The following is a 20882-nucleotide window of genomic DNA, read 5'->3' on the forward strand; positions in this document are numbered from 1 at the left end:
TCTTCGTCGAGATTCTCCGCCTCTGTCGAGAAGCTGGGATGGCCGAGATGGGTGAAGTCGCCTTGGACGGCCGGCGCGTCCAAGGCGACGCTGCACTCGACCAGAACCGTACTCGTGAGCAGATCACCGACGAAATCCACGACATCCTCGACGAAGCCGCCGAGATCGACGAGGCCGAAGATGAAGAATACGGTCCGTACCAGCGTGGAGACGAGCTCCCGGAGGAACTCCGGGAGCAAGAGGACCGACTGAACCGATTGCGGGAAGCCAAGGACCGACTCGACGCTGAGGAACAACAGCTCAAGGAGGAGCAAGCCGAGAAAATCCGCCAGAGAGAACAAGAAGAGGAAGAAATGGGCCGGAAGAAACGTGGCCGGAAGCCCACACCTCCGGAGGAGGTGGAGCTTCCGGACGACAAGAAAGCAAACACGACAGATCCAGCGAGTCAAACGCTCAAAACCAGCAACGGCTGGAAACAGGGCTACAACGGCCAAGCAATGGTGGACTGCGACACGCAGGTCATCGTCGCTCAGGACATCACTACTGACGCAAATGACGTACAGCAACTCAAGCCGATGCTGGAGAACTGCGAGGAGGTGAACGGCAAGCGCCCGGAGAAGGCGCTTGCCGATGCTGGCTACTGGAGCAAAGCGAACGCGCAGTTAGCGGATGAGCAGACGGAACTGTTCATCGCCACGACCAAAGACTGGAAGCGACGGAAAGAACTTCGAGAGGCGGATCCGCCACGAGGGCGGATCCCCAAATGGTACGGGCTGAAAGAACGCATGGAGCGGAAACTCCGGACGAAACGGGGTAGAGGCATCTACCGCAAGCGCAGCCAGAGCGTTGAAGCAGTGTTCGGTCAGCACGTCACCCGCGGCTGCGACCGATTCCTGTTACGCGGGGAGACGGGGGCACAAGCGGAGTGGTCGTTGTTCTCAGCGACGCACAACCTGCTGAAACTGTGGCGGTCCGGCCGGGGGCCGGACGGCCACGAAGTGGCGGACGCGATCGTCGGATAACTGAGCCCGGTCCTCTTTTTTGTCGACGGATGAATTGGTCTGTTGAATCGTGCAGCAGTATCTTCAGTCGTCGTCAGGGGACTGATGGGGCGGAATTCTTAGACGGGCTCTATAGCGGTTAGTAATCGATCTGCACTATCTGGTTGAGGTGGCTTGAGGAGTGAGCAAGTCGTAGCGAGCACTGTCTATGAAACTCGGTGAGCTCGGTGATTATCATGGGACATCCGTTCCACCCTGAGGAACAGTAGTAGATATGGTTAAACAAGCAAATCCAATAATAGTCTTTTCCTATATGAGTGCTGTCTGATCGTGGCTCCGGTACAGTCACTAATTTGATTTCATTGTGCCATGTCCCTATCTTCAGTGGTACATATGCTGTGGCGATTATGAACCTTGCGTCTATAACACGCATATCAATGTTACACACCATCGCTGTTCCCGCTACTATAACGAATGTATTCGTGTTACTCAGGTGGGTGGGCTTTTCCTCGAAAGTATTCTGCTTGCCTATCTCTCGTAGCTAACTCGAGCGTTACAGGGGTTAATATACTCCACTATTTCAGATCGGTTTCCAAAGGATCTAACAAACCCTCTTTCCCACATAGAAGAACAATGGTTAAGTGTGTGCAGCATAATCAATGTCATATGCCAAAGAAAGACACAAACCTGCTCAATTCTGTTGGTCTCGCCTGTGATGTCCTTGATGCACTCTGTGAGCTCGGTAGTGCAGGCGTGACTGAACTGGCTGACGAAATAGGTTGTTCCAAGAGCACAGCACACAGGCAACTCAGGACACTTCACAGCAAAGAGTACCTTATTAAAAATGGTGGCCAATACCAGCTCGGGTTGAAGTATATTGACATGGCTACGCGCGTCCGCGGTCAAATCGATAACTACGATGTTATCCGCAAAGAGATCGAAAGTCTTGCCGAAGAGACCGGTGAAACTGCTCAATTCGCAACCAAGGAACATGGATGGGTAGTCTACTTGTACAAAACATACGGTAAGAATGGTGTCCAAACGTCCTCGAACGTCGGAACACGAGAGTACTTTCACAGCACGTCGTTAGGCAAGGTTATGATGGCGTATATGTCCAATGATCGTGTTGGCAAAATTATTGACCGTCACGGACTCCCAGTAAAGACTGAGAATACGGTTCCCGATCGAGAATCACTCCTTGAGGATCTCAAGAAGATACGGGATCGTGGATACGCCATCGATGATGAGGAGAATGTTATCGGACTTCGATGTGTCGCAGCTCCTGTGATTCAGGATAATAGAATCATGGGTGCGGTCAGCGTGTCAGGTCCATCACGACGAATGAAAGGTGATCGCCTCAACCAAGAAATTCCCAATGTAGTCACGCGTACTGCAAACATAATCGAACTCAACTCTAAGTTTTCCTAATGAATGCTCCACAGCAACCTGTTCCTCTATGCGGGAAGTTTTTCATTCACCTCCTCGTATCACGTCGATAGTGGCTCGAAAAGCAGAGGCACTAATCATTTGTCGAGTCATGGAAGAAATCTCATGGCAGTGGCTAGTTGAAAGTCTCCTCAGTTGGCGTTCGTCCATCGAGCGCTTAATTCGGTCGGTCGTGGTTGTAGTGGTATCTGAACCGTTGCAGCCAGCGCCGTGCGCTGGCTGGACTCCCCTGCCAGAACGAGGGGAAGCGGTCGGTCCGCATCGTCACGGTCTGGAACCACTTCTCGATCAGATTCCGCCGCTGTAGTTGAATTCTCCGCGGAGGTCGAGGCGAGCTAACGCGGTGAGATACCCGCCTGCGCCGGTGAGAAACTCGGTATCTGAGACCTTGTGTTTCTCGGTGAGTCGGTGAAGGAACGCCGTCCTCAGAACGCGAAGCGTTCTGATGGGCTGCACGAGAGCTTCGCTCTCGTGAACACCGCGGGGTCTGTCCCGCGGCGGCTGAACACGTCGACCTCTAAGAGGAGTTTCGAATCCGTGTCGATCGCCGCATAGAATCACTTCTTCTCGCCATCTACTTTGATTGTTTCTCGTCGACGGCGACTCGCGACGGCTTCGCCGTCGGCGGGGCTGGCTGGGCCTCTGAGAGTGCGTGCGTCAAGTTCTAGACTGCTCCGTGTGAACGGTCAACGCCGAGCCAGTCGAATACCGCGACGATCTCCCGCAGCGACAGCCCCATCGAATGGAGACGCATCCCGAACATCCTGACGGGTGTCGGGGTGCGCTCGTTCTCCCAAACCTCACCACAATCCACGTTCAGCGTCTCTCTGAGCAGGTCCGCGAGTTTCATCGATAGTGCTCGCTACGACCTGCTCACTCCCCAACCCACCTCAACTAGACACTGCCTTTCTCTCCGTTGCTCTCGATTTCATTCTTGTTAATATCGTATATAGAAGGGGCTACTATTAATCGAGGTAACTCGAAGTGTCTCAGATGAAGGATAGAAATAGCAGCACAAACGGAAACGAGTAGTATTGAGGGAAAGAAGCGGGAAGTGAATTTCTCAACCGATTTTACTTTGGCGAGACCGTGGTAGTGGGGTCACGCTCAACCTTCCACTGTGCTCCGTCTTCATCCCACCGCCAGAGGCCTTCGGGATTGTCGTTTTGGCTCGTCTCGTTCTGAACTATCTCGCCGTCGTAGACCCCAGTGTAACCGCCTTTGGAGATATCTTTCTTTGGGTAGACCAAACCGTTGTTGCCCAAGCGGGCGGTGCCATCGTTATGGATCTCCAGAACGTTCTCGGCAACATTACGGAGTGAAAGCGAGACACTGTCGGTCCAATTCTCGTGACCTAACAGGTGTAGCGCCCGCTCAGAGGCGTCGATCCCGAGTCCGAACATGCTACTGTAGCCTGCGCCGGCGAACTCTAAGAGCTGAATCCAGCCGCTGTCACCCGTACCATGATTGAATTGGATAGGATCCTCCGAGAAGCGGTGACGCTGGGCGACTGTCTTAGGTTGGTCATTAACGTATTGCAGGGCTGGGCTGATATCGATATCACCGATGGCCCACACGCGTGCCATCGGCCTCTGGCGTGAATCGTCCATTGGGGTGTATTCCGCACCAAGTGCCGCGAATTCGTCGTGTCCGTTACGAACGACGGCGATGTTCTCTGCGCCTTCGCGTACGACGGAGACTCCCTCATGGTAGTACCGTTCAATTAGGCGGCGAGAGGTCCATTTACCGTGGTGGTCCTTAGCGTATATGTCGTAATTACCGACGCTGTGACGCCGCCCGTTTTCGAGGTGCAAGACGCCGTCGTCGTCAGTGATTAGGTGGGCTTCGAGGTAGCCGTCGTCTGATATCCGCGCATCGCACTTCTTCCACTTGTAGTTATGCGTCGCGCCAGGGATTTCCTCGAGTTCCCAGCCGTCGTCCCACGTGGCGAGGAAGTACTGCCCATCGCCCCGTTCAGGGTGCTCGGCACCGAAGACGACGTGCGTCTGGTCCTCACCAAGAGCATGCTTGACCGGGGTAACGTACTCGCCATTGTACACTCTAACATGCCCCTCCTCGCGTTGACTCCAAGCGACAGTGTCACCGTAGCTGTTGCCAGCGAGATCGAACATCTCGCGCATTTCGGGATCGTAGTAGGCGTGGTAGGCATCCGAATGGTAGTCATCGTGGTTGTCACCATTGGCGACGAACCACGAAATGTGGAACTTGCCATCACGCTCATCGAAATCCGTGATATACGCGTCTGAATCCTGCTCCGGATGCTCGGTTACGTCCAGAACCGGCCCAATGTCCTCCCAGGTATTTCCACTATCTGTCGATCGGACAATAGTCGCAAACTCGTGAACAGGATAACTGTCGCCATGTGAACTGGTGCCGTCAGCCAGACCACCACCGGTCCGATAGAGCACGTAAACGTCATTCTCATAGACCAACGGAATTGGGTACGTGCCTTCTGGGATATCTGTCATCTGACCTCGACGCTCCCAAGAAGTGATATCGTATGGATTCTCACTTCGAGCGTAGTAGTGGTAGCTGTTGTGCGAACTGTAGAAGACGTGGATGATCCCATCATCATCGATGGCCAGTGCTGGAGTGGCGTGGCGATCATCTGCCATATGATCTTCGTCAATCCGATAGTGAGGCGATCGCTCGCCGGTTTCGTGGTCGTAAGTTAGTGCGTACTGCTGACCAAGGTCTCCTCGAATAACAACAAAGGTGGTGTCCTCACTCTCCACGTATTCTGCTTGTTTTCCATGGTTTCCGGTAACTGCGTGTCTCGCACCACGATTGGTGAATAGTACGGGGTCATCAGCTGCAGTGGCTTGTGTGTGATCGCTCTCGGCACACTCTTCTTTCTCTGGAGCCATATCTTGCTCTGTTCGCGGGTGTATCTTATATCTTCGGAATGGGGACACAAATCACGCCTAATTGTCATCAGTAGTTCACAAGGCAAGCAGGTGAACGGACTGCTTGGTCGGTTGATGCAGCCAAACCAAGTAGCCAATGAACTCACCGAAGAGCAGGTGCTCAACTTTCTCGTCAACACTCTCGACAAGGAGATCGATATCGGCCTCAGCGAAAGTGCCGATATCGACTCCGAGGACATCTAGGACGTCCTCGTCAGCTGTTGCACCGACGAGGACTCAGTCAGTCATCTCTGCGAGATTTCGGAGGACTCACCCCACGGCAACACGATCCTCCACCATCTCCAGACGAAGTTCGAACTCTGAGAGCTCGAGCGAGTCGGCAAGACACTCATCCAGCAAGACATCCTTGAACTCCTCTCGGATCGGCCGTGGAGGGCGTCTCTGACCTCCACCTCCGTCCGTACTATGGCAAGGAGTACGACTCTGAGGAGGGACTCTATGAGTTACTCGCTAAAGCTGGAACAACCACGTTCCAGGGCTATGCCACACTCTACGCCCGCGTACGCAACAAACGCTACACGCTGGCGGTGCGCCGTCTCACCGACGGCGACATCGCCAGCTTGGTCCTCGCGGAACTGCTCGGTGTGCTCAACGGCCTAAACCTCGCAGTCAAGGCCGTCTACCTTGATCGCGAGTTCCACGATACGCACTGTCTGACGCTGCTCGCTGCCCACAACTACGCTTTCGCCATGCCGATAGTGAAGTGGGGCGAGAAGATTCAGACCGAACTGAGTGAAGGCTGGAGCCGCGTGACCAACCATGACCTCCACGGCGAAATCGACGGTCACACGTGGACCGTCGATTTTCCGTTTTACAACGACTGTATATACCAGCAGGGAAAGTACAACGAGGAAGGTGCGGCGCGTCAACGGCGTAGCCGTGACGTGCCGTTTATCGATACTCCACGTCAGGTTCGGAAGTACTACAGCCGACGCTTCGAGATCGAATCGACCTACCGTCTGTCCGAACGAAGCATTGCGACGACAACGACACAGAATTCAGCGGTGCGGTTTCTGTACGTACTAATCAACTTCCTTCTCTAAAATGCATGACAATATCTGCACTGGGATTACGTGGCGTCACCGCGCCGAAGGTGCACGACACCTCAAGCCATGGCGATTCGACGAGTTCCTCGGGATGGTACGGAGAGCAGCGGAGACGGCGCTCGCAGTGCGTCGCGCCGTCCCCGCAAACAAGCCTCCGGACGACCGCTTCAAGCGCTGACCCACCGACCGGGACCGCCCGCTCGGCGAGTGACAACACCGTCGCGTCGGCGGCGGAACGCCGCCGACTGCGACAAGTTTGGTACTCTCGGTGTCGAACCGTCCTTCTCAGCAGTTGCTCGGCACCGATTTCTCTACCGAACACACATCTCAGAAGCAGTCAGCCGACGAGCTTTGTGAGGTACTGATTCTATGAGGAGAGCCGAAGGTCCGTGAATGGGCATCTACGATGGATCTATACTAAACAGAAACCGTAGAGAGTGTACCAAGCAGAAGTCAAATGGATAGGGAAACACTTATACTCATGCACAAATACGGTATGGATATGCCAAACAGTGGCAAGCGTAGTACCAGACACAGCTACGAAGCTAAGCGGCGACAGATACTGAAATCAGCAGGTGCGCTGAGCACTATCGGAGCTGTTGGTTTGGCCGGATGCTCTGGTAGTGGAACTAGTGGTAACAACAGCAGCGGTAGTAATGGCAACGGTGATCCTGTTTCGCTCCGGATGTTTATGGATGCGGTGAAACCGAACGAGATTAACTTCAATCCATGGAACGGTGGAACCGATGATTTGCATCGCAGCCTTGTCTTTGACTTCGCCGCCGGCTACGACCAGCAAGGCGAGAAGTGGCACAACGTTCTTATAGACAACTGGGAATGGCCTTCGACGATTAAAGAGGGAGAAACGGTTCAAGTCCATATCTACGACGATTTCACCTGGCATGATGGCACCCCGTATAAAGCGAAAGATTTCGTCGGAAACCTTGAACTTTTTAAATTTTATGAAGATCCTCTCTGGGAATACATCTCTAAAGCAGAGGCTACTGGAGAGAAAACGGCGGAACTAACTCTATCCACGAGAGTAAACCCGCTGCTCGCTGAGGATATGTTGTTCGGAGGTACGCGATGGATGTACCGTGACGATCTGTTTAAAGAGAACCTGAACGCACTCAAGGATGCCAATAGTGACGCTGAGCGTCAGAGTGCAATGAACGACCTCACTCAACAGAGAATCACCGGTAGACAGATGCTAGACCAAGGACTAGGTTGTGGCCCGCTTAAATACAAAGCTTCAGACGCCACGCGGTTGATCCTAGAGGTTTACGAAGACTACTCAAATCCCCACATCACAGCGGACGATTTCGAATTTGATCAAGTTGTGATGCTTCCAATCGATACGCCAGAAAAGCGTTGGCAGAGACTAACGAATAAAGAGGCTGATGTCTCACAAAACGCCTCAATCACGAGTAAACAGGTCGAACAACTAGACGACAATGGCAACGACTGGATTGACTGGATCGTTCAACAGCGTCATACCGGCAGAGCCATTACTTGGAATACTCGTCGAAAGCCGTTCGACAATCGAAGGGTTCGCTGGGCGCTAGCTCACGCAATTAACCGAGAATTGATGGTTAAAGGAGAAGCCTACGGCGAGTTTATGCTCGAGGCTGCCGACGTGCCCTGTGGAATGTCTAATTTCTTAACAGACAAGTGGCTCGGTGATCGAAAGGGAGACTATCTCAAGTTTGGAAAAACTGGCAACAAAGATGAAGCATCCAAACTGCTCAAGGAGGAGGGATTCACGAAAAGCGGGAAATGGTGGAAGCGTCCGAATGGAAAGGTGTTCCAAGTCAATGTAAAATCACCCCCGTATTTCTCCGGTCGGAGTCAGGCATTCAAGCAGACGCTAGAGTCGTTCGGAGTTAGAGTTAAAATCTATAATGAGGAATCTACAACATACGAGGGTCAATCGGTTCCAAATCGTGAGTACGATGCATTGCACTACTGGCAGGGACAGGTACCACCACTTCCTACCGTCGGGTACCGGACTAATATGATCTCAGAAGCAGGGATTACTGCCTGGCCCAATAACTGGGATGACAGTCGTTCAGAGCATGAGTACAAAATAGAAGTACCTCCGATCGGGGAACCCAACGGAAAACTCTCGACAGTCGATGTCAACCAAGTCATCACAGATCTATCCAGAGCGACTACCGAAGACGAACAACGACCGCTTCTGCAGAAGGTAGCTTGGGTATACAACTGGAACCAGGACAAAACCTATGACGTAGTTCGGAACCAAGCAGCTCCATACACGACTGATGATTGGAAATGGCCTCAGCCTTCTGGCGATCGAGGGCTCAGCAAGGATGAATACGGTGTTGACCAAAACCCCAATATGCGGATTGGCAACCCCCAATTCTGGCCGATTCGAGTAGGCTACCCAAAGTACAAGGGTTGATATCAACATTATCAGGCCAGAATTATTGGAACTACGCAATCATTTCTGTCAACGCACCACACTAATACTGTTGGCGATTCGAAGAATTTCAGTGAGCAGAGGACTCACTGACTGTGTTGAATCACTAGACGGCAGCGAGATAGGTCGCTAAATCAAAGGTACTGAAGGGGAGGCTTGCGTTGTCTATGACACAAATCTCCCGCTCTACCGAGTAGTGTGTCTCGATCGGTGAAAGGGTTCTGGCGATGGAGACGATTCTGCTGCCCTGAATGGTGGCGGCGGGTTCGTCGATCACGTCTTCGTTTCCCTTTATTTTCTCCGGACTCTCGTAGTGATAGCCCCATCAAATGGAGATACCCCCGAACACCCTTCAAGATGTTCGGGTGCGTCCATTGTTTCAAATCTCATCACAGTCCACGTTCAACGTCCCTCTGAGCAGGTCACCGAGTGCCACGAACAGTGCTCGCTACGACCTGCTTGTCTCTCAAGCCACCCCAACTAAAGAGTCCAATTTCCAGAGATTCTAATATGAATATAAATATTTTTCAATTCTATAATTGAATAGTTCTCTACTCGAATAATTCATCATGGTATGGTGATATAGCCGCCCCAGAAGCACGAAACCATGTCAGAGTTGGTCGGTCATACGATCTGTAGGGGAGACACCATCCTTCCTTTTTAGTACTTAAATGGAAGCAGTACTCATTCGATTCTTCGTCTGGACTGAAAAGGAAGTGACAGCGTGAGTAAACCCAAAGAATCTGTGGGTGGATCTCATTGCCGATTGAAATTATGTTTATACTTTTCCGCTGCTATGAGTGGAGAATACTATGACTACTGTTGAATGCCGTAGGTTTCTCCTGTCCAATCCTTTGCAGCGGTGTCGTATACCGGTTCGTCTCGATCAATCTCATTTAATCGCTGGTGATCGCTATCCTTGAGGTTCCAGTCGAAGAGCTCAGCGTTCTCTTTAATATGCTCTGAAGAAGATGATTTCGGTATGACAACAACATCATTTTCGATAGCCCACCGAAGCACAATTTGAGCAGGGGCCTTTTCGTATTCTTCAGCCAATTCCTGGACGATCTCGTCACTCAAAATTTCTGTTCGAGCGAGGGGTGCCGCAGCCTCAACGATAGTGTTCGTTTCCTGGCAATACTCGACGATATCTGGGCGTTGCAACCATGGATGGAATTCGATCTGATTAACAGCTATTGGTAGTTCAGAGACGTGCTGGGCACAACTGAGTTGATAAGCACTGAAGTTTGACACGCCGATGTTTCGAACTAAACCCTGGTCGTGTAGTGTGGCCATAGCGTCCATCGTCTCCCGAATTGAAATTGCCGGATTTGGCCAATGAATCAGGTATAAATCCAGATAGTCAGTCCCAAGATTTTCCAGGGAATTCTTGCAGGCCTCGATGACTGATTCGTAGTTCAAGTTCTTTGCAAGAACTTTAGATGTGAGAAACAAACCATCTCGCTTGTATTCTGAGAGTACGTCGCCGATTTCTGATTCGTTTCCATACCCTTCGGCAGTATCTACGTGTGTGTATCCCGCATCGAGGGCAGTACGTACTGATTCACGTACAGTCTCCCCACTTAGGTTCCACGTCCCAGTCCCGACAATTGGCATTTCGTCACCGCTTGGTAAGGTTGCATGTGGTATTGTCATGCAGCGATCGGTCAGTCCGTTTTACACCCTCTTAACTATTTGGAAAGCGGGATAATACTGAGAGGACGAGATTATTGGTGAGTACTTGGCCGAAACCAACTCATCGAGATCATCATGCACCTACCGCTGATTCCAGACGAAAGTGCGGCAAATGCGGGCGACAGGGCGCTGTCTAGTTGAGAGCCTCCTCGATCGGCGTTCGTCCATCGAGCGCTTGATTCGGTCGGTCGTGGTTGTAGTGGTATCTGAACCGTTGCAGCCAGTGCCGTGCCCTGGCTGGACTTCGCCGCCAGGACGAGTGGAAACGGTCGATCCGCATCGTCACGGTCTGTAATCATTCTTTGATGATATTCCACTCGCTGAAGTTGAGTCCGCCGTCCAGTTTAAGCCGAGCGGGAACGGTCAGATACCCACCTACGTCGGTGAGGAACTCGGTATCTGAGACCTTGTGTCTCTCGCTGAGACAGTGGAGGAACGCCGACGCGGAGTCGAATGGTCTGCGTAAGAACTGAATACTGGTCGGAGAGCGCGCCAGCCTACTCATCCTCGTCGTTCGGTTTTCGTCACAGAAAAACAGTCGCGATCATCGACTATCCAAACGTTACGCAGTCACTCAGTCCCGTATCGGCTGAACACGTCAAGCGCTAAGAAAAACTTCGAATCGGTATCGATCGCCGCATAGAGCCCTTTCTTCTCGCCGTCGACAAGCGGCCCCCTGATTATCAGAGCGTGGTAGTCCAGTTTCAGACCGCTTCGTGGGCACGGCCAGTGTCAAGCGACTCGAACACAGTGACAACCCTACCAAATGAAGACGTCCCTGAACATCCAATCAAGTTTCTTGTTTGACGTATTTGTAGTGGTTATGGATTTGTCTCAGAGCGACGAAATTCGTGTATCTTAATCGTCTGACGACAATAGAGTGAGTATGGACCGATACGAGACACGGTTCGAAGGTGAAACATACGTAATCGAAAGCGACGACGGTTGGTTCGATGTCGGGGACATTGACGACATTTACGACCTGATCGGTGGCAAGACGTATACGATCGAGTATGATAACCAGACGCAGACAGCAGCTTGGCTTCGAACTGATGCAGACGGCCGGATCACTTTCGATGTTCACGATACACTCGCAGACATGACTTTTGAACAATCGTTCGTCGAGAACGTGAGACAAGCTCCAATCGAAGAAAAAGATGACAACGGTTATCCACTTCGGACTACACTATTCGCCGATTTAATGACCGAGATCTGGGACTCGAAAGGGAATCTCGACGAAGAGTAACCGCACTATCGGTGCTTTCCATCGGTTCAGTAAACGAACTGTGAGTACTCTTTGAGGAGCTGTCTTCAAATGGACACTATCCCGCGCCTGAAAGCGTGGTAATCCACGGTAAGATATTCCGGTTTGCAATCCGCCTCGGAACGCGGAAAGAACACTCCCCGCGTTCGGTCAAAGAGACGGGTCGCTGGCTGTTCCAACCAGCCGCTATCCCTATCACTGCCATCCGTGGCGAGATTCGAGAGTACCTTTTGTCTGATATTCTCCGCGCCATTGCAGTTGGCGACCAACCCACAGTCGTCGCACACGTACAGGCCACGTTCGACACGCTGGCTGTCCGCTTTCGTCCCACAGACCGAGCAGGTCTTCCATGTATCCCGTTCGGAGACGAGTTCGATCTCGATCCCTTCGGCTTCGGCCTCGTAGTCAAGCAACGTGGTGAAACGGTCGAACTCCCACCGTAGAGGTCCATGTTGCGGCTCTGTAGTTTCGGTACACAGCGGCTGATTTCACGTGTATCGGACGCTCCGTCGGAGGTTGTAGACGGTGGCTTTCAGCAGCATTTCACGGAACTCCAACCACCAGCTTCGCGCACGCACGGCTGCGCCGAGCGTGCGCTTGATTGACGAGAAGACGGTTTCTGACATGGAACGCTGGTGGTATCGATCACCGTCCATACGGGCGTTATGGGCGTGATCGAGTGGGTTCATGATCCTGTGTTTGATCAGCGGTCTGATGCCGTTTTCACGAAGTTCGTCGCGGAAGGCTTTCGCGTCATAGCCTCGATCGGCTGCGAGGCTCCGCAGGTCGCCGGCATTGCGCCGGGCGACCTGCGGGCCGATCTTCGCATCGTGTTTCTTGCTCGTGGTTGAATGGATGTCGGTGATGTACAGCGTTTCGACATCCACGAGTGCAGTGACTTTCAGCGCTCGGACGCGGTAGTGCGTGCGGTTGGCGTAGTGGCGGCTGGGCTGGTCGCGGTCGAAGCCGGTTGAATCGATGGCGGCGTGGCCAGTGCGTTTCTCGGCTGACGCGCCGAGAAACGCACGCCACGTCTCGGTCGGAATCCGTGCAAACCACGTGCGGAGAACGGTGTAGTGAGGCAATCGCGTGAGGCCGATCTCGTCAAGGACGCCGGGCATCTCGCTGAGCAAATCCACCGCGACGCGGTAGGATTTGCCCAGCTCGATGCGGAGTGCATGCAGCGTGAGCATCGCCCACTCGGCGAACCCGCCACCCCCTTCGGGGTCGGCGGGTTCGTCCGGGTTAGCGACAACTGATTTAGCCTTAGCGACCGTAACACGCGTGAGGAGACGGAACTCCGAAGTCACAACACTCCGTCTCTTCGCTTTCTACAGCAATAACGCAGTCGCGGCGGCTCCGTCTAGCGAAACTACAGAGCCCATGTTGCCATGGTCGCCCAGTTCAATGGGTCACCATTCGCGTCCTCGCGGATGCTACCGAGGTCGCCCACGACGAGCGTGCTGACCTCGCGTTCGACACACTTCGCCACAATCTCTTTCGAGCGCGTGTGGAGAAAGTGTGTACGGCGATCGGTGCGCTTCCGGTCAAGGCGCTATGCCTCGCGGGAGAACGAGTCGTCGCACTCTGCGCGTTTCTTGTCGAAGTAGTATTTGTCCTCCTTGAGCGCCCCACTGGGGTACAGCAATGACTCGCCTCCGAACGAGACGGCGGCGGAGTTGTATATTTCGAGGTCGATCCCGGCAACCTCGTCGCCCGGTGAGTCGGGATCGATGATCGTCCAGCAGACAAACTGAAACCGCCACTCGCCGCGTTTGTGGACAGCCCAGACCTGCTGAATACCCCCCTCGGCGAGATCCACGTCCGGGCGCGTCCCATACTCACAGATCACGAAGCCAGAGCGGTGTTCACTGAGGATCCGGCCTTTCAAGGGACGAACGCGCTGATACTGTGCGTGGGGTTTGAAGCCAGCCACTTTGAACGACACCGTGGAGCGTGGGTGCAAATCGCCGCGTTTGCGGTAGCCGGGCGGTCGGGCACGGCTATCGCCGTTCCGACGCTTTGCGAACCAGCCGTTGAACGCCTCGGCGGGGTCTTCGAGAACGCGCTGACTGGACTGTGAATAGAAGGTCCCTATAGCATTCGTGGCCTTTGAGATCGCGTTTGAGGTCCGCGTTACCGACGATCTCGCCCGTTTCGTCCTACACGCCTTGTGCGTAGTAGCGACCGACGTTCCAGAGCTTCGACGCGGCATGGCCGAGCGCATCGAGGCCGTCACGAACCTGTTGCTGGTTCGGGATAGTGGTCTCGAACGTTCGGATGGCTCGCGCCGACATCTGGACCGATTCACTAACTTTATGTGTGAGTACATTCCATGATCTTCTGTGAGTGGTATGCACATACTAGAAAGTCCTGAAAAGAGGTGTTGTGCCTTGGGGAAGACAGAGCCAACCACACATATCACAGACGCTATCAAAAGGGTGAACCAATGAATTACTACCTGAAGCGATTTTTCCGGTCAGGATTAACCGCTTATATTGTAATATCATTGACATTTGTGCTAACCCGGCTCATGCCAGGGGGTCCCGCAGACTACGTACGGGCTACGATACGAAGAAACAATCCTGCTGCTCGACCAGCACAGATCAACCAGATGGTGTCACAATATATAAGTATAACGCCAGATGAACCAATTTGGCAACAGTACATCGAGTATTTCGTGTCATTACTTCAATTAGACTTAGGTACCTCATTTTTCTACAACAGGCCAGTGATCGACATATATGCGGAGGCAATACCATGGACATTATTCATCATGGGAGTCGCACTGATTATCAGTTTGATAATTTCGATTGTGTTGGGAGCTTTCTTGGCATATCATGAAGGAACCAAGGTAGACAACCTCCTAAGTACACTTTCTGTCACCTTGAATTCTATTCCATATTATATAGCAGGAGTGTTCCTTTTGGTTATATTCGCATATACGTTTGAACTCTTCCCGTCTGGTAATCGAACGAGTATAGGAGTCGAAGCTGGTTTCACATTGGAATACTTTACTGATGTCCTCTGGCATGCGACGCTACCAATTCTTTCAGTTGTGATTACATCATTCGGAGGACGAGCACTTCGGATGAGAGGTAACTCAATTCGCGTACTCGGAGAAGATTATCTACAGGTCGCACGACTTCGTGGTCTGAGATCCAGCAGAATCCGAACCCAGTATGTAGCTCGCAATGCGGTATTGCCAATCTACACAGGTATCCTGATCCAAATCGGATTTGTTCTTGGTGGTTCGATTATCCTCGAGCAAATCTTCCGATACCCAGGTGTCGGGTTTTACTTCTTCAAGTCAATTAGCTCACGCGATTATCCACTTATGATGGGTGGATTCTTGATTATCACATTTGCGGTTATCATTGCAGTCACAATTGCAGACATGACATATGGGCTAATTGACCCACGGGCTAGTTCTGGGGGTGATTCACATGAAGCCTACTAATGAGACCTCATCCGAGCAGCCCCGCAAGGTTACAGATGGGGGAACAAAAGATTTCCCGCTCTCATCATTCCAAAAAGAGCAATCAACTGAGAATAAGTTGGTAAGAGACCAGCTGCGAGGGATGATGACAGAGATCCGCGCAGTCTGGGAAATTGCATGGTCCGATTGGAGAACAAAAGTAAGTCTCATCATTTTGGGACTATACGCTCTCATGGGTACCATTGGGGTATTGGTTGTTCCTGAGCCAACACTATACCCCGAGGAGTGGATTCAACCCTTCACTACATGGCAGTACCCACTAGGTACGAACGGAAACGGACAAGGTGTATTTAGTGCTATCGTACATGCGGCACCCTCGATGTATGTCATGATCCTATCTGGAGGAGTATTTGCTACCGCAGTTGGCGCTACGATAGGAATCGTATCTGGATATAAGCGAGGGAGAATTGACAGCCTCCTCATGACCTTTACAGACGTAGCTATGACTATTCCGGGCCTCCCGCTAATCATCGTCCTTTCAGCAGTTTTCGAGCCAACTAATCCAGTAGTAATCGGTATTCTCATCTCAATAAACTCATGGGCAGGTCAAGCTCGTGGAATTCGTTCGCAGGTCCTCACAATACGGGAGGAGTCATATGTTGAAGCCTCCCGATTTATGGGTGTTAAGACGAGAAAGATCCTCTCGAAGGACATCACCCCACAGATGATGCCGTTAATCCTCATCGGGTTCGTAGACACCTCAAAACAGGTTATCTTTAGCTCTGTTGCTTTGTACTTCCTCGGAGTTCTTCCCTTTGAGGGACTCAATTGGGGTGTGTTAATGAATATGGCATACCAAGCAGGGTCGGCACAAACGCCATCGCAATTCCACGCATTGCTCTTCCCGATCCTTGCTATCGTTCTCCTCTCGTGGGCGATGATCATGCTGGTACAGGGTCTCGACCGAGTTGTCAACCCCCGAATTAGAGCAAAGCACAAAGCTGACGAAAGAGACCAGATATAGTGATTCACTCGACATCATTAGACCGGATCCCTCGCTGTTCGGTAGGGGACGTTTGTTCAGCGCTTGATGACCGCGTAGATGGTTATCTTTGTAGTATAGGTGGTCAGCCAGCATTCTGTTCTGAGCTGATCGACGTCCCCGTTTCGTGGAAGCGGCCAATCCGCATCGTATAGGTCTGAAACCTCTTCCCGACGATGTTGCGCTCGGAGTAGTCGAGATGGCCGATGAGATCGGTCGTCGATATATTACTGTTCCTGCCGTCATGATAGATACAATATCAGGACGGCGCTATCTGGCCAAGAGTGAGCAGGCCGAAGGGCTGGTTACTCGTACTACGTGGCAATCGTTCGGTGAAGCATTAGGGCAGATAAGATAGTGACTGGTGAGAGCGGGAGAAGATATCGACACCAGTTAGGATATTCACAGTCCAATTTCGTTCTGTGGGACGGCGCTGCTAGATTGAGGTTGAACTGAGCGGAATTCTTCGAGACAGTTGGAACCATGCTCGAAAAACTCCAGGAGGGGGTCACGAACTGCTCGGATGTACCGTTTTGGACACTGATCGGACAAGCACGCCAGCCTGGCTGATCAGGCTGGCGTGCGCTGCTCACGCCGCTGCAGCGTCGCTGGTGGAGTGTCGCGATCTCTGTGAGTGGTTCGGCGTCAGCCGAACCCGAACCGCCATCCACCACTGGTACCAGTCTTACGCCGACCACTACGATCAGGACCTCACCGCCGAACCTGATCGTGTCGCCATCGACGAAAAACAGATCCAGCTCGAAAACGAGCAGAAGGTTTGGCTCTACGCTGCTATCGACGTCAATTCGAAAATCGTGCGTGGAGCACGACTTTCTCAGAATCGCGGCATCGAGCCCGCAACGATATTCTTACGCGAGCTCAAAGAGGAACACCGCGTCTCCGACGAGGAGTTCCTCGTCGACGGCATGGGCTACCTGACGGCACTGGCTAAAACCGACCTTCTCGGCGACCTCAACTACTCTAACCGGAACATCGTTGAGAATCTGTTCCAGACCTACACCATGCGGATCGGTTGATTCCACGAAACTTGGAATGGCAGTCAGCCAACGCTCTAGGGGCTAGCGCAACCTTTTGACGTTCAATATCGGTCAGCACGCTTTCTCCAGCGAGCTCCGACGATCTGAACGAGAATGAGCGTCAAAAAGTCACGCTAGGTTCTACGGCGCTGGCTGACTGCCTACACCGCCTACTACTCCAACCATCTCCGGAGGTCACCAAGCGTTGGAGAATCAACCGCCGATCGAAGCACTCGAACGGGAGAGTTCAATCTAACAGTGTCCAGTAGGGAGAATGACGTCGGAAAGTTCTTATATAGGAACAGTTATATGCTTTCATGGACGGCAATTTCAGGTCAAGGTTCTGGCAGAGCTTCTGTGAATTTCGTCGAACCATATTCTACATCTTCATCCTTAACTTATTATTCATTGTTCTTCTGGGGATTTCATTCATCTTTCTCGACCGGTCTTCGGCTGGGTATGTGATTCTGCAATTTAATTTGATCATATTTAGTGTTGGTTTATTATCATCTGGATGGATGCTCCATAAGTGCAGAAAGTTTGATATGAACTGAGTCTAATAAGCACTAACCCAGTGGTTTGCTCCCTATATTGACGCTGTAAATTCAGGTATGTACCCCTAATTCGGTCCTATTGGCGCAATTAGCCGTTTCTGGAGACAACGTCGTTCCAATAAGCGAAGCTGGATAGTGTCGATTCGATGTACCATGACACATATTCAACATTCGATTGAGTCTCTAATGCAGTATCCTCGTATAACATCGAAGTCGGCGATGTTTCATCAACCGTTTTATGCAATGGCTGGCTAAAACTCCAAAACTATATCCCATTTTCACATGTGAGCACTCGGCGCCAATCCAGCCACACGCAATCAACACTACCACGAAGACACATATAGCAGTTGTAGAGCAGGATCGTTGGCATACGAACTGGCGATTTGCCAGTTCCCGTCTAAAACTCAATTTTATCCAGCATATCGCTCAATTCGGACAATTCCACATACATCACCCTGTATAGGGGATCACCTGTCAGATAGCCAAAAAAGTTAACAGCACACAGAATGATAGGGGAATGCTTAAGTAGTAAGTAGCCAACCTATAACACTACAGGTGGTGTGAGAGCCATTCGCAGTACTACAGTGCAGAGAATGGCTGACCTCAAATCAGTCATAGAATTGACGTCAAGAAGCTCAATCACAATCACGAAATACAGTAAACCAAAATGACAGTTAACCAATCAGATAGTAGTTACCTGGCAGAGGAATCAACCACAAGACAGAAACCAGAAAATGAGACCATTTTCAGCCTTAAGAATACTTCTGTCTCGTTTGACATGGACCGGGGAACTTCTAAGGTTCTCGATAATGTCAGTATAGACATATACCGGGAAGAAATTCTGGGTGTTGTAGGGGAAAGCGGAAGTGGAAAGTCGATGTTTGCATCGTCGCTGCTTGACGCTGTTGTCGATCCCGGAAAAACAACTGGTGAGATTACGTATTATCCCGACAATGGAGATCCCATTGATTTACTAAACCTGAGTGACGAAGAACTTCGTAAACTACGCTGGGAGGAGATCTCCATGGTATTCCAGGGTGCGATGAGTTCATTCAACCCAACATTAGATATCCGGACCCATTTTGAAGAAACCATCAGCGCTCATGATGTGGAAATGCAAGAGGGAATGTCAAACGCAGAGGAACTGCTTTCCGATCTGCATCTTGATTCCGATAGAGTTCTCGATTCGTATCCGCACGAGCTTAGCGGGGGAATGAAACAACGGGCGTTGCTTGCTCTGAGTCTCGTTCTTGAGCCCAATGTACTTGTCATGGACGAGCCAACAGCAGCGCTTGATCTACTAATGCAGCGCTCAATTCTCGGTCTTCTACAGAACCTACAAGAAAAATACGAACTAACGATCGTTTTCATCACTCATGATCTCCCACTTGTTGCAGGATTGTGTGATCGTCTAGCAGTACTATACGCGTTTGACATTGTTGAGGTGGGTCCGACAGATCAGATGCTAAGTGAGCCGGCCCATCCTTACACACGAGATCTACTTAGAGCGGTTCCCAATCTTAACGCACCGCTTTCAGAAATGCGACCCATTGAAGGCTCAAGTCCGGATCCAGTGAATGTACCCGCTGGCTGCTCATATCATCCCCGCTGTCCTCTCGCAGACGCAGAATGTCGGACTGAAGATCCGCCATATTTCGACGCGGAGAATGGTCATCAGACTGCCTGTTTCCACTGGGAGGATTCCAAAGAGGAGATCCCATTGATTTCAGAAGATCCCGATTCGAGTGTCACTACATTCGAAGGTCAACAGTCCACTGAACCTCTTGTTACAGCACGGGATCTCTCTGTGCACTTTGAGCAGAGTGAAGGCTTAACTAATAAGATATTTTCCGATCCAGAGACTGTCCAGGCAGTCAATCATGTTGATCTCGACATCTACGAAAATGATGTAGTTGTCCTCGTTGGTGAAAGTGGATGTGGAAAGACTACACTCGGTAAAACGCTAATCGGTGGACAACGCCCGACCACGGGAAGCGTCTCCTACCGAAATCAAGATATATGGGCTGCACATGACAACGAGGAGGATGCTAATATTCCGTTCGAGGAGATCCGTCGTTCCCTGCAAATCATTCATCAGGATCCTGGTAGTGCACTAAATCCGAACCGATCGGTGATGAAAAGCTTGGAAGTTCCACTAAAGCACACTCAGTCCGACCTAAGTAAGGACGAACGAGAGGGGAGAATCCTTTCATTACTAGATTATGTCGGAATGACGCCACCCGAAGACTATGCTGGAAGGTATCCACACCAACTCAGTGGTGGTGAAAAGCAGCGAGTTGCTCTCATTCGAGCACTACTAATGAATCCAGATCTCATACTTGCAGATGAGGCTGTGAGCGCATTAGATGTTTCATTGCGTGTAGAAATGATGGATCTCATGCTCAAACTGCAAGATCTTTTCGATACGTCATATGTGTTCATCTCGCATAACCTATCAAATGCCAGATATATTGCTGGCAAAGCAGGCGGTAGGATTGGTGTCATGTACCTCGGCGAGATTGTGGAAATCGGACCTGCAGAAGAGGTTGTGAGCAATCCGGAACATCCGTATACAAAGGTTCTAAAGTGGTCTACAGCAGAACTTGATGCTGATCAATCGGCTGAGAGTCCACCAATTCGTGGGATCGACATTCCAGATCCAGTCGATCCACCAACAGGCTGTCGGTTCCATACTCGGTGCCCAGAGGCCCGAGAGGTCTGTAAGCAAGATCATCCAAGTCTTCAAGATAGAGACAGTGATGGACATGGGTCTGCATGCTTCCGTGACTACAGCGATGAGCACCCGTATTGGGACAGTGAACCACTTACCGATGCCTAACTAAATCAGAAAGAGTCGTCTAGAAGCGAACCTTCTGAATAAGCATAGAACAAGAGAAAGTCAATCAGCAGCAAAGCAGTTCATGGGTCTGGTGTCATGCACATCCAGAAACTGCTCGTACTTTGACTAGA

Annotated in this window: 14 protein-coding genes and 6 pseudogenes; 11 read left to right on the forward strand and 9 right to left on the reverse strand. The window is 51.4% G+C overall.

The window, feature by feature from the left end; genetic code table 11:
* The first annotated feature begins 38 nt into the window (after positions 1–38).
* Together PHA81_RS14930 and PHA81_RS14935 are read left to right on the forward strand one after the other, a co-directional pair.
* Positions 39–1022, forward strand: coding sequence for a transposase (locus PHA81_RS14930; protein ID WP_273837364.1), 984 nt, complete (start codon positions 39–41; stop codon positions 1020–1022).
* Positions 1023–1667: 645 nt separating this feature from the next.
* A complete protein-coding gene (locus tag PHA81_RS14935; protein WP_273837365.1) occupies positions 1668–2429 on the forward strand; it encodes an IclR family transcriptional regulator in 762 nt (253 codons plus the stop codon).
* Positions 2430–2604: 175 nt separating this feature from the next.
* Here PHA81_RS14935 and PHA81_RS14940 read toward each other — a convergent pair.
* Together PHA81_RS14940 and PHA81_RS14945 are read right to left on the reverse strand one after the other, a co-directional pair.
* Positions 2605–3297: pseudogene (locus PHA81_RS14940) on the reverse strand (IS6 family transposase).
* Positions 3298–3520: 223 nt separating this feature from the next.
* A complete protein-coding gene (locus PHA81_RS14945) occupies positions 3521–5335 on the reverse strand; it encodes a BNR-4 repeat-containing protein (RefSeq protein ID WP_273837367.1) in 1815 nt (604 codons plus the stop codon).
* A 114-nt stretch (positions 5336–5449) separates the two neighbouring features.
* On the opposite strand from PHA81_RS14945, the pseudogene PHA81_RS14950 reads away from it, so the two are divergent.
* The 3 genes and pseudogenes from PHA81_RS14950 to PHA81_RS14960 form a co-directional block, all read left to right on the forward strand.
* Positions 5450–6619 (forward strand): annotated as a pseudogene (locus PHA81_RS14950) (ISH3 family transposase).
* Positions 6620–6943: 324 nt separating this feature from the next.
* Positions 6944–8863 carry an ABC transporter substrate-binding protein gene (locus PHA81_RS14955; protein WP_273837368.1) on the forward strand — a complete coding sequence of 640 codons (1920 nt, stop codon included), beginning with the start codon at positions 6944–6946 and terminating at the stop codon, positions 8861–8863.
* A gap of 224 nt (positions 8864–9087) precedes the next feature.
* Positions 9088–9185: pseudogene (locus tag PHA81_RS14960) on the forward strand (IS5/IS1182 family transposase); the annotation flags it as partial.
* Positions 9186–9697: 512 nt separating this feature from the next.
* Here the strand turns inward: PHA81_RS14960 and PHA81_RS14965 are convergent.
* From PHA81_RS14965 to PHA81_RS14975, 3 genes and pseudogenes are all read right to left on the reverse strand, one after another.
* Positions 9698–10537 carry an aldo/keto reductase gene (locus PHA81_RS14965; RefSeq protein ID WP_273837369.1) on the reverse strand — a complete coding sequence of 280 codons (840 nt, stop codon included), beginning with the start codon at positions 10535–10537 and terminating at the stop codon, positions 9698–9700.
* Positions 10538–10709: 172 nt separating this feature from the next.
* Positions 10710–11045: pseudogene (locus tag PHA81_RS14970) on the reverse strand (integrase core domain-containing protein); the annotation flags it as partial.
* 107 nt (positions 11046–11152) lie between these two features.
* Positions 11153–11242 (reverse strand): annotated as a pseudogene (locus PHA81_RS14975) (IS6 family transposase); the annotation flags it as partial.
* Between the two features lie 220 nt (positions 11243–11462).
* On the opposite strand from PHA81_RS14975, the gene PHA81_RS14980 reads away from it, so the two are divergent.
* On the forward strand, positions 11463–11822 hold the full coding sequence (locus PHA81_RS14980) for a hypothetical protein (RefSeq protein ID WP_273837370.1): 360 nt from the start codon (positions 11463–11465) through the stop codon (positions 11820–11822).
* A gap of 65 nt (positions 11823–11887) precedes the next feature.
* Here PHA81_RS14980 and PHA81_RS14985 read toward each other — a convergent pair.
* The 4 genes and pseudogenes from PHA81_RS14985 to PHA81_RS15000 all read right to left on the reverse strand — a co-directional run.
* Positions 11888–12277 (reverse strand): annotated as a pseudogene (locus tag PHA81_RS14985) (zinc ribbon domain-containing protein); the annotation flags it as partial.
* 51 nt (positions 12278–12328) lie between these two features.
* On the reverse strand, positions 12329–13150 hold the full coding sequence (locus PHA81_RS14990; RefSeq protein ID WP_273837371.1) for an IS5 family transposase: 822 nt from the start codon (positions 13148–13150) through the stop codon (positions 12329–12331).
* Between the two features lie 245 nt (positions 13151–13395).
* Positions 13396–13662: a hypothetical protein gene (locus tag PHA81_RS14995; protein ID WP_273837372.1), complete on the reverse strand. Its 267-nt coding sequence runs from the start codon at positions 13660–13662 to the stop codon at positions 13396–13398.
* 340 nt (positions 13663–14002) lie between these two features.
* The gene (locus PHA81_RS15000; protein ID WP_273837373.1) at positions 14003–14137 is read right to left on the reverse strand and encodes a hypothetical protein; all 135 of its coding nucleotides are present in this window, start codon (positions 14135–14137) and stop codon (positions 14003–14005) included.
* A 152-nt stretch (positions 14138–14289) separates the two neighbouring features.
* On the opposite strand from PHA81_RS15000, the gene PHA81_RS15005 reads away from it, so the two are divergent.
* The 5 genes from PHA81_RS15005 (at position 14290) to PHA81_RS15025 (ending at position 20751) form a co-directional block, all read left to right on the forward strand.
* A complete protein-coding gene (locus PHA81_RS15005; protein ID WP_273837374.1) occupies positions 14290–15300 on the forward strand; it encodes an ABC transporter permease in 1011 nt (336 codons plus the stop codon).
* A 124-nt stretch (positions 15301–15424) separates the two neighbouring features.
* Positions 15425–16303: an ABC transporter permease gene (locus tag PHA81_RS15010; RefSeq protein WP_273837375.1), complete on the forward strand. Its 879-nt coding sequence runs from the start codon at positions 15425–15427 to the stop codon at positions 16301–16303.
* Positions 16304–16520: 217 nt separating this feature from the next.
* Positions 16521–16679, forward strand: a complete 159-nt coding sequence (locus tag PHA81_RS15015) for a hypothetical protein (protein ID WP_273837376.1) — start codon at positions 16521–16523, stop codon at positions 16677–16679.
* A gap of 253 nt (positions 16680–16932) precedes the next feature.
* Positions 16933–17358 (forward strand): DDE-type integrase/transposase/recombinase, encoded by a 426-nt coding sequence (locus tag PHA81_RS15020; RefSeq protein WP_273837378.1) that lies wholly within the window; start codon positions 16933–16935, stop codon positions 17356–17358.
* A 1221-nt stretch (positions 17359–18579) separates the two neighbouring features.
* Entirely contained in the window at positions 18580–20751 is a 2172-nt protein-coding gene (locus tag PHA81_RS15025; RefSeq protein ID WP_273837379.1) for an ABC transporter ATP-binding protein, read from the forward strand.
* Positions 20752–20882: the final 131 nt, after the last annotated feature.

It is taken from the genome of Halococcus sp. PRR34, from assembly GCF_028617175.1.
Taxonomy (GTDB): Archaea; Halobacteriota; Halobacteria; order Halobacteriales; family Halococcaceae; genus Halococcus; species Halococcus salifodinae.